The sequence below is a fragment of the Bradyrhizobium neotropicale genome (genome assembly GCF_001641695.1).
Taxonomy (GTDB): domain Bacteria; phylum Pseudomonadota; class Alphaproteobacteria; order Rhizobiales; family Xanthobacteraceae; genus Bradyrhizobium; species Bradyrhizobium neotropicale.
Genome location: NZ_LSEF01000033.1, coordinates 214057 through 227849, shown reverse-complemented (window position 1 = coordinate 227849; position 13793 = coordinate 214057). Strand labels below are relative to the sequence as shown.

11 protein-coding genes are annotated in these 13793 nt (G+C 61.5%); 7 read left to right on the top strand and 4 right to left on the bottom strand.

The annotated features are described in order from the left end of the window. Positions 1 to 72 precede the first annotated feature (72 nt). Both AXW67_RS09165 and AXW67_RS09160 read left to right on the top strand, forming a co-directional pair. Positions 73 to 414: an FmdB family zinc ribbon protein gene (locus AXW67_RS09165; RefSeq protein WP_063677602.1), complete on the top strand. Its 342-nt coding sequence runs from the start codon at positions 73 to 75 to the stop codon at positions 412 to 414. A 55-nt stretch (positions 415 to 469) separates the two neighbouring features. Then, entirely contained in the window at positions 470 to 1510 is a 1041-nt protein-coding gene (locus tag AXW67_RS09160; protein ID WP_063677601.1) for an aliphatic amidase, read from the top strand. Here the strand turns inward: AXW67_RS09160 and AXW67_RS09155 are convergent. Both AXW67_RS09155 and AXW67_RS09150 read right to left on the bottom strand, forming a co-directional pair. Further along, positions 1507 to 3081, bottom strand: a complete 1575-nt coding sequence (locus tag AXW67_RS09155; protein WP_063677600.1) for a glucosamine inositolphosphorylceramide transferase family protein — start codon at positions 3079 to 3081, stop codon at positions 1507 to 1509. The genes AXW67_RS09160 and AXW67_RS09155 overlap by 4 nt on opposite strands. A 29-nt stretch (positions 3082 to 3110) precedes the next feature. After that, positions 3111 to 4298 carry a glycosyltransferase family 4 protein gene (locus tag AXW67_RS09150; protein ID WP_063677599.1) on the bottom strand — a complete coding sequence of 396 codons (1188 nt, stop codon included), beginning with the start codon at positions 4296 to 4298 and terminating at the stop codon, positions 3111 to 3113. Positions 4299 to 4573: 275 nt separating this feature from the next. Between AXW67_RS09150 and AXW67_RS09145 the strand changes: the two genes are divergently transcribed. Then, positions 4574 to 6652 carry an exopolysaccharide transport family protein gene (locus AXW67_RS09145; protein WP_063677598.1) on the top strand — a complete coding sequence of 693 codons (2079 nt, stop codon included), beginning with the start codon at positions 4574 to 4576 and terminating at the stop codon, positions 6650 to 6652. Positions 6653 to 6710: 58 nt separating this feature from the next. Here AXW67_RS09145 and AXW67_RS09140 read toward each other — a convergent pair whose 3' ends face one another. Next, positions 6711 to 8057 (bottom strand): lipopolysaccharide biosynthesis protein, encoded by a 1347-nt coding sequence (locus AXW67_RS09140; protein ID WP_063677597.1) that lies wholly within the window; start codon positions 8055 to 8057, stop codon positions 6711 to 6713. On the opposite strand from AXW67_RS09140, the gene AXW67_RS41715 reads away from it, so the two are divergent. Both AXW67_RS41715 and AXW67_RS09135 read left to right on the top strand, forming a co-directional pair. Beyond that, positions 8044 to 8490 carry a hypothetical protein gene (locus AXW67_RS41715; RefSeq protein WP_145927503.1) on the top strand — a complete coding sequence of 149 codons (447 nt, stop codon included), beginning with the start codon at positions 8044 to 8046 and terminating at the stop codon, positions 8488 to 8490. The genes AXW67_RS09140 and AXW67_RS41715 overlap by 14 nt on opposite strands. A 77-nt stretch (positions 8491 to 8567) precedes the next feature. Then, positions 8568 to 9767: an FAD-dependent oxidoreductase gene (locus AXW67_RS09135; protein WP_063677596.1), complete on the top strand. Its 1200-nt coding sequence runs from the start codon at positions 8568 to 8570 to the stop codon at positions 9765 to 9767. A gap of 31 nt (positions 9768 to 9798) precedes the next feature. Here the strand turns inward: AXW67_RS09135 and AXW67_RS09130 are convergent, their stop codons facing one another. Then, the gene (locus AXW67_RS09130; RefSeq protein WP_063677595.1) at positions 9799 to 10935 is read right to left on the bottom strand and encodes a GNAT family N-acetyltransferase; all 1137 of its coding nucleotides are present in this window, start codon (positions 10933 to 10935) and stop codon (positions 9799 to 9801) included. Positions 10936 to 11266: 331 nt separating this feature from the next. On the opposite strand from AXW67_RS09130, the gene AXW67_RS09125 reads away from it, so the two are divergent. Both AXW67_RS09125 and AXW67_RS09120 read left to right on the top strand, forming a co-directional pair. After that, a complete protein-coding gene (locus AXW67_RS09125; protein WP_063677594.1) occupies positions 11267 to 12562 on the top strand; it encodes an O-antigen ligase family protein in 1296 nt (431 codons plus the stop codon). An 11-nt stretch (positions 12563 to 12573) separates the two neighbouring features. After that, positions 12574 to 13599 carry a glycoside hydrolase family 5 protein gene (locus tag AXW67_RS09120; RefSeq protein ID WP_082907845.1) on the top strand — a complete coding sequence of 342 codons (1026 nt, stop codon included), beginning with the start codon at positions 12574 to 12576 and terminating at the stop codon, positions 13597 to 13599. Positions 13600 to 13793 lie beyond the last annotated feature (194 nt).

Below are 13793 nucleotides of genomic sequence, written 5' to 3'. Positions count from 1 at the left end.
TGAAGGGTGCGGGACGGCGCGCATCTGCCGCCCCGCATCCGTCACCCCTCAACCATCGCGCAAGGATCAGACATGCCCGTCTATGAATATCTCTGCAACGATTGCGGCCCGTTCACCGACATGCGGCCGATGGCCGAATGCGACGACCCGCGGGAATGCCCGAAATGCGAGCATGAATCACCGCGCGTGATCCTGACTGCGCCGGCGTTCTCCTGCATGCCCGCGGACAGGCGCAAGGCCCACGCTACCAACGAGCGCAGCAAGCACGCGCCGAAGACGCTTGATCAGTACAAGGCCTCGCACGGTGCCGGCTGCGGCTGCTGCTCCGGCAAGAAGCCGGCACGGCTGGTGACGATGAGCAAGAGCGGCGCGAAGGGTTTCCCGACCGCGCGACCCTGGATGATCAGCCACTGACGCATGTGGCCGTTTGACGGCGGCAAATTCAAACCAGACTAGAAGGGCGTTTCAAATGCTTCATGGTGACATTTCTTCCAGCAACGACACGGTCGGCGTCGCAGTCGTCAATTATAAGATGCCGCGGCTGCACACCAGGGCCGAGGTGCTCGACAATGCTCGCAAGATCGCCGACATGATCGTCGGCATGAAGCTCGGCCTGCCAGGCATGGATCTCGTGATCTTCCCGGAATATTCCACCCACGGCATCATGTACGACTCCAAGGAGATGTACGACACCGCCTCGCAGGTGCCGGGCGCCGAGACCGAGATCTTCGCCGCGGCCTGCCGCAAAGCCAAGGTATGGGGCGTGTTCTCGCTCACCGGCGAGCGCCATGAGGAGCATCCGCACAAGGCACCCTACAACACCTTGATCCTGATGAACGACAAGGGCGAGATCGTTCAGAGGTACCGCAAGATCATGCCGTGGGTGCCGATTGAAGGCTGGTATCCCGGCAACTGCACCTACGTCTCCGACGGCCCGAAGGGCCTGAAGGTCAGCCTGATCATCTGCGACGACGGCAACTTCCCTGAGATCTGGCGCGACTGCGCCATGAAGGGCGCCGAGTTGATCGTGCGCTGTCAGGGCTACATGTATCCGGCCAAGGAGCAGCAAGTGTTGATCTCCAAGGCGATGGCCTGGGCCAACAACGTCTATGTCGCGGTTGCCAATGCCGCGGGCTTCGACGGCGTGTATTCCTATTTCGGCCACTCTGCGATCATCGGCTTCGATGGTCGCACCCTGGGCGAGACCGGCGAGGAGGAATACGGCATCCAGTACGCCGGCCTGTCGAAGAGCTTGATCCGCGATGCGCGCCGCAACAACCAGTCGCAGAACCATCTCTTCAAGCTCCTGCATCGCGGCTACACCGGCATGATCAATTCCGGCGAGAGCGCGAAGGGCCTCGCAGCCTGTCCTTATGATTTCTATTCGAAATGGATCGCCGACCCCGAAGGCACGCGGGATATGGTCGAGGCAATGACCCGCTCGACCGTAGGAACCGCTGAATGCCCGATCGAAGGCATTCCCAACGAGAAGTCCGCGACGAACTACTAGTTCATCGGTCGACCTGAAGTCCCGGCGGAGCTGGCCCGGGTGCCGGCCCGCTGCGTCCGCTCTCCCGCGAAACCGGCCGACGGAGATTGGCTTGCGAAAGCTTGGACCTTGGGTTGAACACGCGATCCGTCGATCACCTCGAGTCGGCCGCAGCGGTTCAGGGTGTGCAACTTCCTTCCCGGCCAAGCCGGCCCGGGTCTCAGCGAGTGGCGAACGATTTGCCTGAATGTCGTCGGCGACAGTTCGACGACTTCCGCCAGCCCGAGCCCTGCGCCATATCCGTCGGCACAGTCCTGGACCGGTCGCCACAATCGTTCATTGATGGTGACGAAATTCCCCGCCGGCCGCGCGCTTGCGCGATCGATCAGAACCGGGTTGCTGGCGTGGGGCAACCAGGGGCCGAGCAGGTGCTCGGCGTAGAAGATCGCGAGCGAATCCGAATAACCGCCGGTTCCGTCGCGCCAGGCTCCGAACAGATAATTCGTGCCGTTGTGCCGTGTGATCGTCGCGTCGGCCAGTTCAAGGCCTGACAAGAGCGTCGCGTGTCGCTCCCATTTGTCCGGAAACCGGACGCATCTGTAGAGGGCGACGTCCCCGTGTGTGGAGCTCTCCGGGATCATCCACAACTCGCCACCGTCCTCGATCAGGAACGGATAGGACAGGTGCCAGGGCTCCTCCAGTACGGGCACGACCTCTCCGACCGGCCCGGCGTCGCCGAACTCGATCGCCGAAATGACCCCTTTTCCGACCCGGTGATCGAGGTCTTCAAAGAACACGAACGTTCGTCCCTGCCACGTGATGGGAAAGGGGTCGGCGTAGAAGCGATGTCCCGGATCTGCAAGCACGTTCCAGCCTGGCCCGGACAGATCTCCGGTCTCCCAGACGCCTGCGCTCCCATTGTGGCGCCAGCCGACGTGCCAATGCGGGGCATAGCAGCAGAGACGATAGATCTCCTTGGCGATCGATACGGCGAGGCCACGTACAACGTATTCGCCGGGCCGCCGGCGCATGCCGTCTCCGGCAGGACGCGCGATCTGCGGCAGAATTCGCGGCCTTCCCGACAGGATGGCCGTCACCATGGTCAGGGTCCGCGCCATGACGGTTTCGAGCGCACCACTCAAGCCAGCCGCAATCTCTCCGGAGGGATGGCCGCGATCGAGCACCGAACCGTCGAGCTCGTTGACGATTTCGATGACCGGCAGGTCGCCCGCGAGGATGGCGGTCAGTGCGGCGTTCTCGCCTGCAGCTCCATTGAAGAACGGACGGAGATACAGCCGGGCAGAACAGTCCGGATGCCGCGGGTTGCGTGTAAAATCGACAATCACGTCGGCCGCTCCGGTGCGAGCCTGCGTCGGTTCCGGAATGATCTTCAGTCGATCGGCGCCGCCCTGCTTGCCCCTGCGCAAAACCATGCGTTCGAGTTCGAACAGCGCATCGAGACCTGCAGGCCGCTGCTCTGCCGTTGCGGTCCACACGATCTGAACCGGAACGTCCCGGCCGTCGATCGATAATGTCGCGCGGCACATCCACCGCCGGGCATGTTCACGTTCGCAGCGAAACTCGATGATCATGTCGAGCCACTCTACTCCAACGCGCCGGCTCAAATGGCCCGGCTGAGAATTTGAATGTATTCCTCCACCATGGCATCGACCGAATAGCGCGACTTCAGGCCTTTGGCGTTTTGCCGCAGTTCGTCGCTCAGGGCCTGGTCTGTTAGAATTGTGGAGACGGCCGCCGACAGTTTCGCAGGATCGGAGGCATCGACGAAGAGTGCCGTGGGCCTTCCCTCGAAAGACAGCACCTCGCGCAAGACGGGAAGATCACTGACGACGGAGGGAACACCGGCGTTCGCGGCTTCGACCGCAGCCAGACCGAAGGTTTCGGCTTGCGTCGGAAATACGAACACGTCCAGACAAGCGAGAAAGTCCGCCATTCGCCACGGGGGAATTTCGCCGACCAGATGTAATCGGTCTGATACTTTCAGCTCATCCGCCAACTGCCTTAGCCGCGCTTCGTCGGCCCCCTGGCCGGCCAGCGCAAGGTGCCAGGACGGTTCACCCGGCAAAAGACGTATCGCCGCGTCAAGCCGCTTGTGCGGGTGCAGCCTGGCCGCGCAGCCGAGCAGCACGCGATCGTGCGGCAGATTGAATTGTCCTCGCGCAGCTTCCTTCGGCAGGGCGAGCGACTTGTCGTCGAAGCCGTGCGGGACGTGAATCATGCGCGATCGATAGGCGGCGGGATAGCGCGAGTACTCCCGTTGCATGTCCTGCGAGTTCAGCGTGATGCAGTCGAAAACGCCGAGGCTGCCCATGACAATGTCGGCCGCGCGGACCGGCCAGCTCATCGACAGCGCGGACGAGACCTGATTGGCGACAACCGGTGCGCGGCTGACGAGGCGCGACACGCCGCCGCCGATGACGTTGCCGAAGTGCTGAAAGGTCAGAACCGCGTCGGGCCTGGTGGTCCTGATATAGCGGCCGAGCGTCCACAGCATGCGTAGCAGAGCGAGCGGATTTCCCGGTCGGCTCGAGGCGCAGTAGAACGTGTTGGGCGGCTCGTCGAAGGAGTCCGATTTGCGGAAGAAGAACAGATTGGAGACCCGATAACCGCGTGCGGTCAGGCCCGCACCCAGCAGCCTGGTGATCTCCTGGGCACCTGCGTTCTCGGCCTGAGTCTGCACGAGAAGAACGTGCGGCTTTGGCTTGCTTAAGTCTGGTCGCGCGGCTGGCGCGGTCGACGACCGCATCGGTGCCTCGCGCAATTCTGTGCTTGGCTGATAACGGAGCACGGATTTCTACCCATTGACGGATTTTTTCTCGTGGACGTACCTATCACGCGAGACACATTCGGACATCGATTTGCGCCGAACGGAGTTAATGCGCAGGCTGCACGATCGAGCGTCGCTCATGCGGGAATTCCGTTGGTTTCCCGCACCGGGTGCAGCGAGCTCGTTAACCAATTGGTTACGGTCATTTGGAGAGCGGGTAACTGCCGATTAACCACAGATATTTACGTTGGGGCAGGCCACTGAACAGTGTTCGCCAGTTGAATTCGAGTAAATCCATGACGTTCGGTCGCCGAGCAGACCCGACGAGTTCCGGATCGACCGGTGATTCCGCGTCGTGGCAGGCTAAAAATTTGCCGAACGGCGAGGCGCGCGGAACGATCGCGCTGACCGCCGCGGGTGCGCTCTCCTTCGTTCGGGAAAACCTCCGCCGCATTTTGACGCTCGCGGCCGCCATCTTCGCCGTCGGCGTTATCGTTCTCTTGGTGATCCCGGTTCGATTTGCGGCGACCGCGCTGGTCGTTGTCGATCCCCGCGAGCAACGCGTGACCACGGAGCAGGACGTTCTGCCGGGCATTGGGCAGGATAGCGCCGCGCTGCAGAGCCTGGTTGAAGTCGCCAAGTCCGATGGCTTTCTCCGGCCGCTGATCGAGCAGCTTAAGGTTCGGGATGATGAAGACATTTCCGGGGGGCACACCGACGCCACACGCCTGCTCGAGAGATTTCGCAATCGTCTCGATATTTCCCGTCGCGGGCTGACTTACGTCATCGCTATACGGTTCACCTCGAACCGCCCGGAGCGGGCTGCTTACTATGCCAATGCCATAGCCGAGGCGTTTGTCGCCAGCCAGGGTCGCATCCGCACCGAGGCCACCGACGAGGCGGCCGACTGGCTCAGTGGCCGGCTGAAGACATTGAACGACCGGCTGAGAGCTTCGGAGGATGCCGTTGCCGCATTCAAGCTCGAGCACAGGATCGTCAATGCCGGCAAGGACGCCACGACCCAGCAGTTGCGCGTGACCGAGCTGTCGCAGCAAGTTACCGCGGCTCGCGCCCGTACCGAAGAGGCGAGAGCCCGCTACGAGCAGGCCCAACGCGACCTGAAGGCGAACGTCGAAGGACCCGTCAAGCAGAACCTTCTGAACGTTCTGCGCGCCCAGCGGTCGGCGCTCAATGATCAGATTGCGCAAAAGCGGGCGGTCTTCGGCGACCGCCATCCCGACCTCGTCATTTCGTACAGCCAGCTGAATGATCTCAACCGGCAGATCGAGTTGGAGCGGACGAAAGCCATCGAGACTGCAAAGTCGGAATATGAGGCCCAGCGCGACCAACAGAAGGCTCTGGAAGGCCAGATGAAGGCGGCTGAATCGCAGCTCCTGATCGACGGTCAGGCTCTCGTCCGGCTGCAGGAGCTGCAGCGCGACGCCGAGGCCAACAGAAACATCTACGAGCAGTTTCTCTCGCGGTCCAAGACGACCAATGAGCAGCGCCTTCTGCAGAGCTCCCAGACCAAGGTTGCTTCGCCCGCCATTCCGCCGCTTCGCTCGACCCTTCCACCGCTACCTCTGCTGCTCGCTGCCCTCGCGATCGGCTCGCTGCTGACGTCGACGGCGGTCGTTGCCGCCACGGCGCGCGGACCGGGCAAGTCCGTTCAAGAGGTTCGCGATCCGGAACCGGCCGTGCCCCAGCCCGCCGTGTGGCCGCGTCCGCCCGTATGGGCCCGCATTCCCGACCTGATGCCCGGAGGGGCAACCAGAAACGTCTGGCAAGGCCCGGTGTCCGCGACGGCTGAACTTGATCTCAGCCTCCATCTGCGTCCGCTGCTCGACAGGCTGGAGAAGCTGCCGGGGCCTCGGGGCAAGGTCGCGCTCGTCATGTCGGTCGGGAAGGGGGCCGGCGGCAACACCGTCGCGCGGTCGCTGAACCGGTGGGCGGTGAACCAGGGAAAGTTGAGCGTTCTGATCCAGGTGCAACCGGATCTCGGCGGTGCCGCGGCGGCGCCGAAGGGGCAGGCGGAGGGCGCGTCCATGGCGAGCTTTCGCAGCGTCGACGTGCTTCTGGGCGCGAGCAGGAGTTCCGAGCCGTTGCCCGCAGACGATATTCGCTCCGAGTTCGATCTGATCGTCGTCCATGCGACATCGCTTGCCCTGCAACCCGAGGCGACGGCTCTGGCCGCTCACGCCGATCTGGTCATCCTCGTGGTTCGCGAAGACGCAGTCGATTCGGCTGCCATGCGCAGGGCTACGGCTGCGCTCGCGCGGTTCGGCGGCGTGCCGACCGGACTGGTCGTCAATCGTGTGCCGAATGCTTCGCCGGCTCCTCAACGCCAGGGCGCAGCATTGGGCCTGGTTGGTTGATCGTCATTCGACAACGTGTTGCCGGGCCGGGCAATCATGCCGCCGATTGAGTAGAGGCCTAGTCGCTCGTGTCAGCCACACGGACCGTATAAGAGCCGCGTTTCGATCTCGAGAAGCGCGAAAGCACGAGAATTGAAGGATCAACTCCGGTTCGCCGTCGACAGAGGATGTTGAGGGCGATGGTCGCAAGCGCCAGCGACACGGTGGCCGAAATCGCTGCGCCAAGCACGCCGAGCCAGGGGATGAGGACGAGAAATCCGACCAGCCGCATCGCCACGTTCGCGGCAACCACGGGGACATACTGACGCTCATGGCCGGTCAGCTGCAATATCGCAGCAGCCGGACCGCCCGCCGCTTGAAACGCCGTTCCGATCGCGAGCACGATCAGCACCCAGTGCTGCGCGGCGAAATGCGGCCCGAACAGGTTGAGAAGATAGGGGGCGCCAAGCCAGATGATGACGAGCCCGCTCACCACGCAAAGCGCGGTCACCTCCGCCATGAGCTGCAGCGTTCGCTCGAATTCCCGATGATTCTTGCTGAAGTACAGCGAGGGAAGCCGGCGCGCTCCGAAACTATACAGTGCGGCCGATAGCATGGCGAAGATGTTGGCCAGACGCGACGCGGCAAAATAGATTCCGGCAGTCGTCGGATCCAGCATCCAGTAGACCAGAATGACGTCGAAGTACTGGTTTGCGGCTTCAAGGATGGACGCGACCCAGAAATGAAGCGCGCTCGATCTCCAGCGGGATGTCTCGGAACGCGCGGACACGCCGCGCAAATGCGGCAGAGCCCGCACGATCGCGATGATTTGCGCGATCAGGCCCACCGACATGGCAATTGTCATCACAGCGATCAATTCGGTGGGATCGAGCTGTCGATGACCGAAGAGCACGGCGAGCAGAAACAGCACCACGATGACCCGCCAAAAGAACTCCCTGTTGCCTTCGCCCATGAGAATGCTGACCAGCGAGCGTGCAATCTGACTGCCGAGCATCAGGGCGGCATTCACGGCAGTGTAGGCTGACACTGCGAGCATCAGCAGCCACCAATTGCCTCTCAAGCTCGCCACCATCGCGATTGCGGCAATTGCGATCAGCATCGCGACGGCAGAAATCTTCAGGCTTGATAGGAGCACGCCTTTCGTGAGGTCGTGTTGCTCTCTCACCTGATATTCGTTCAGGAATCGCACCAGAAGCGACTCCTGGCCGACCAGCCCAACGACCGATGCGATCTGGGCAATCGAAAGCCAGGTTGCAAAGATGCCAAATCCGTCCGGCGACATGGCTCGAGCCGCCAGTGAGAACAATGCAAACGCAAGCGCACCGCTGCCGACCTTCAGGAGGATGGTACCGGCAACACCGCGCGTCACATCGCGTCGCATGAACTGGACAATGGATTCGATCATGGAAGTTACAGGGAAATTCTCCCGCGACGATGCGCGTTGCGATAGCAGGGACAGCCTAGCATGCCAACAAACCGCGAGTGTTAATTGCGACCGCCAGGAGCTTGTCCGCCGTGACGGACCTCAGCGCTACGCCAATTGCTTCACTGTGAAACACCATCAGTCCCAGCTGTGCCAGATCGAGCAATGGCCGGCGATTACCGAATGGCAATGTAGCGCCGCGCAGACGCTCCATGAGAACCGATATCGGCTGACCTGCCGCCGTTTGAGCGCGAAATGCCTCGCCAACATTGAATTCGGACCACCTGACACGATAGGAAACAACGGCTGCTCCGCCACGGAGACCGCGTTTCGGCGCATCCTGAGCAAGCTGCGTGCCGGGACATTGTCAGGCCCGGCAGGTCCGCAATTCATTAACCTCGATATCCGGAAATGATCGCGTTTGGTCCTGCGATGGGACATCAGGCGAGAGAATTGCACGTGCAACCACCGCTAACCGTGGGAGCCTGGACCATGACGACGAGCAAGAGCGTGACCGAGCCGATCGTGGCCGATATCGCTATCGTCGGCGGCGGCCTTGCGGGATCGCTCGCGGCGGCTGTCCTTGCACGGGCCGGGCATCGCGTCGCCCTGGTCGACAAGCGCGCGGTCTATCCGGAGGAGTTCCGGGTCGAAAAGATCGGCGGCCCGCAGCTCGATATGATCCGCAGGCTGGGCTTCATCCGCGGTCTCGAGAATGCCGGTTGTTTATATGACCGTGTGCTCAATATCAGGGAAGGCAAGGTGGTCGATGTCAGCGTCGGTCAGGCTTACGGACTTCCCTATGCCAACCTCGTTGCCATGGCGCGCGGTCAGATCCCCGATCCATCCAGTCTGGTTGTCGACGAGGTTACGGCGGTAAGCTGCAGCGATGACGTCCAACATCTCGAACTCGCCTCCGGACAGCGCGTGAGCGCGCGCCTTGTCGTCCTTGCGACGGGCATGGCGGGCGTTCTCGGATACAAGCTGGGAATCAGGCGGCGCGTATTGGCCGAGCGCCACTCGGTCTCGTTCGGCTTCACGATCGCCCGCCGAAATGGTGCGCCGTTCGATTTCAAGGCCCTGACCTGTTACGGCGAGCGGACCTCCGACGGCGTCGATTATCTCAGCCTGTTTCCCGTGCCTGCGGGTATGCGGGCAAATCTCTTCATGTTTCGCGATCCGACCGATCCGGTCATGCGCGACGTGCGTCGCGACACGGAAGCAACCCTTCTGCGCCTGCTGCCGGGATTGCAGCCCTATCTCGGTGATTTCCATGTCATGGACCGGGTCCAGAATTGGGTGATGGATTTGTCCGTCGTCGAGGGACACCTGCAGCCCGGCGTCGTGCTGATCGGCGATGCCTTCCAGACCAACTGTCCCGCTGCTGGAACCGGCGTTGCCCGTCTGCTGGTGGATGTCGAGCGTCTTTGCACCGAGTATGTGCCGCAATGGCTCAACACCGCGGGCATGGGCACGGATAAAATATCGCAGTTCTATTCCGATTCCGACAAGGTCGCGGCAGACCAGCAGTCGCTGAAGATGGCGCACTTCCGCCAGGCGCTGACGTCCCGCAACGATATCAGCTGGGATGTGCGGCGACGGCTGCACTTCCTGCGGCGTAATATCTCCCACCGCGTCGATCAAATGCGGCCCGGCTGGCTCGCGGGCTTCCGCAGCGCGCTGCGCGCCTGAGCGCTGAACCGGGTTGGCGCCTGCCCATCGGTCAGCGCGCGGGAGTTGAGGTGCGGGCCGGGAAGAGCCTGAACTCCGACATTCGCTTTGCCGCCAGTTTGAGCCACGGGGCCTGCCTCAGCGCGAACAGGGTCACGGCACCTGCGGTGCTGCCGGCCTGCACGACCGTCCACATCGGCGAAGGCTGCCCGCCGAACAATTTCTTGTACGGCTCGTCGCCAATCGTGAAATCGAGCATCTGGTCCCCGCGCTCGATGCAGTCCCGCGCGACCTGCTCGAACATCAGCGCGCCAAGCGACTGGCTCTTGTATCCGGCAATGTCGAAGGCGCTCATGATGACGAGGAAACTGCCGCGATGACACAGCCCCAGCACGGCAGCGATCAGATTGCCGTCCATCTTCATGGCATAGAGCCGGACAAGCGAGCCGAGACCGCGTAGCGCTACGTCGGAATAGAAACCGTAGTACTCGGGACGCTGAAGCAGGTCTCCGTCGCCCTGCGCCTGAAACCGCGGGCCGCGGAATTTCCTCATCACGTCCAGCGCAGCGAGGACGGAGGCGCTGTCGTCGCAGCATGAGAAGCTCAACGCGCCCTTCTTCTGGAGTTGGCGATATTTCTTGGCGAGCTCCTTTTGATAGGAGCGATCCAGCGCACTGGCTCGCCATTGCTCGAATGGAGCGACGAGAACGGTCGCGTAGGCATTCGTGTCCATCGATACGCGGCGCGGCGCTGCCAGGAGGTTCTCGATCGGAAGCCGTCGGTCGGGCAGCTTCGTCATGCGAAGCAGATCGAACGGGCGGATGAGGCGCCGGATCTCTCGGCACGCAGTCTCGTCCTCGATCAGTTGGGAAAAGACGTCCGGACTGCAGACCGGCGCCAAATAGTCGGATACGCGAAGGTCGGCGAATTCGACGGTCCGTATCGGGCCGCGCCGAATCCGGAGCAAGGGCAGCACCATCGCAAGCGCGCCGCTCGCGCGGTGGCGGACCACGACGACCATCCGTTTTGCCCCCGCATGGGCCGCGAGCTTGGTATAAAGGCTATCCAGCCAGAGCGGATGCTGGAATGCGGTCGCGGCCGAGCTGTCAAACAGCTCCGCGTATTCCGGAGACAGGAAGTTGAACGCGTGATCGATGGTGACATCGAACGTGTCGCTATTGCTGTTCATACGTGACCAGGGAAACCAGACAATTTGGAAAAGCCGCGAGTGCTTATATAGCAGGGTGCGGCCGGTCCAGACACCGACGGGGTGCGGTTTTCATTAACGCGTTGAGCCGGTGTGCCCATCGTCTCACAGCGGTGCCGAGCCTCGCGATATCTTCCATGCGGGGCCGGACCCGGTTACGGGCTGTTCTGGCAGTCGCTTCGTTCGGGATTGCGCGGCATTTCGTAACGTTAACGAACTCTTAATTCCCGCGGTCGTGTGAGGTTGGTGGGGCCAGGTAGCTTGTCCAACCCGCGATAGCAAATATTTAACCGCGCTTAAGGAAGGTCATTTCATGGCCAGCCTACAGACACAGGTGGATTCCGGGGCACTCGAAAGCGCGATCTGGAAGACGCGCAGCGTTGGCGTGGAGAAGATTGCCAGGTCCGCAATCAGCTGGTCGATCACTATCAATGTCGTTGCATCGATGGGCACCTTCAATGCCGCGATCCTGCCGGCGGAGCTGACCTATCTGCAACAGGCCATTGCGCTCTTGATGTGGGGCGTCGTCATCTATGCAAGCGCCTTCGTGCGCCCGCGCCTGCGGTTGGAGTCCAACCCCGACCTGATCGCGTTGGTCGCATTCTATGGTCTCGCCGCCCTCTCCGTGCTCTGGACCACCTTGAACGCCGCCGCGATCATGAAGGGCGCGGCGCTTGCGATGACGACCTTCGGTGCGTTCTGTCTCATCACGCGTATCGACGTGGACGAGATCGTGAAGTCGACAGCCCTGGGGTTTTCCATACTGGTTGCCGCATCGGCGTTTTGTGCGATCTTCGTACCCGATATCGGGTTGGACCACAGCTGGATGCATGGTGGCCAGTGGCAAGGCGTCTACGAATCGAAGCAGACGCTCGGTTTTATCAGTGCGTATCTGATGTTCTTTGCCTGTTATCGAAAGATGACGGGCCAGGGGTGGGCAGCCTTCCTCGTTACATTCTTGCTCGCCTCGACCTGCGTCATCGGGTCGGAATCGCGAGGCGCCGGTGCTGTTGCCTTGGCTGCCGGTGCACTTCTTGCCACGTCGCTGTGGTCGATTAACTGCATGCGGATCTATGCGGTGTTGCCGTCCATCATGTGCATTCTGGCCGGCCTCCTGATCCTGTATTTTTATACGACGGGATATGATTCCATCCATCTCGGCGACTCGACGATCGATTTTACCGAGAGGACCTTCATCTGGCAGTACGCGATCAGCCATTTTGACGATGCACCGCTGCTGGGCTTTGGAATCAACGGTTTTTGGACGGTTCCATCGATTTATGATTATTTCGAACAGAACCACGGCTGGGTGCTCGACAACTATCACAGCGGCTACATCGCCATCCTGATGGAGACGGGATTTCTGGGGTACTTGCTTTTCGTTGCCAGCGTCTTTCTGTTCTCGAACAAGGTTCTCCATCTGATTGCCACGAGGTCGATCAATCGATCTCATTGCGCGCTCATCATCGGATTTGTCGTCCTCAGCTTTCAGACCAATTTCACCGAGACGATGTTTCTTCGTTCGACGATGTTCACGTCGTTGCTCCTGGTGGCGTTTTTCTTCGCGACGTGCAGGCCGGTGTCGCAGGAAAATCTGCCGCCATCATGATTGGAAGCAAGATGACTGTCATCCGCGCTCGTTGGTCGAGAAGCCCCACTCTCGCAGCGACGGCAATTTTCCTCGCAGCACTTGTCTCCGGGGCCCATGGGGTCGAGCAGGGTGCTTCCCGGGACGCCGCGGGGTTGGGGCGCGGCATCAATATCCTCGGCTACGACGGACTCTGGGAAGGCGGCGAGAACGCGCCGTTTCGCCTGGACAACCTGACGGAAATCCGCATAGCCGGATTCTCGCACGTCAGGATCAATTTCTTCGGCTTCAAGTACATGGATTCCGGCAACGTTCTGGATGAGACCGTCTTGAAGCGGCTTGATGCCGTCATCGAGGAAGTTCTCGCCAGGCACCTCATCCCCATCGTTGACGAGCACGATACCCATCTTTGTCAACGCGACGTTTCCGGATGCGCTGAGAAGCTCAAGGCATTCTGGAGGCAGGTCGCCGCGCGCTATGCCGGGAAATATCCCTCGCTTGTCTTTGAGGTCTTGAATGAGCCTGGCGGGCAGATGACGTCCACCAGCTGGAATTCCCTCCTCAACGAATGTCTTGGCATCATCCGCCTCACCAATCCCGAGCGGAAGGTCATTGCCGCAGTTCTCAATACCGATGATATGCCCGTCGACGACTTGGCTCTGCCGGCGGGCGACGGAAACCTCATCGTCACGTTTCATTACTACGCGCCGATACGCTTCACGCATCAGGGCGCGCCATGGTCTCGAACGTTTTCGGGGATCGGGCCCCTGGACTGGGGCGCCCCGGACGATGAAGCGAAGGTCGTCGCTGATTTCGGGAAGATGAGTCTTTGGGCCGAGAGAGAGAAGCGCCCGATCTATCTCGGCGAGTTCGGGGTGTACGAGCGTGCTCCATCCGACAGCCGCGAGAGATACCTGTCGTTCGTGGCGAGAACCGCCGACCGGTTTGGCTGGGCATGGGCCTACTGGCAGTTCGACCATGATTTCGCTGCCTTCGATAGTGCCAGTCAAACCTGGAAGCCGGACATCCTGCGTGCCCTGATCCCGTCTGCGCGTTGAACCAGGGACTTTGCACAACGGGCATTTGGAAGCGTGCGTCCGCCCCCGAATTCGCATATGTAGGCAGCCCTAGGCGTAGCTCCCGCAGCAGAGCCCGCCTTTGCAAGGTAAACACTGCCTCCAGCTTTCGCTGGTCGCGAATCAGCGATGGGTTCCCATTGGGCCGTTCCAGTAAAGCGCGCGTTGCCAGAACG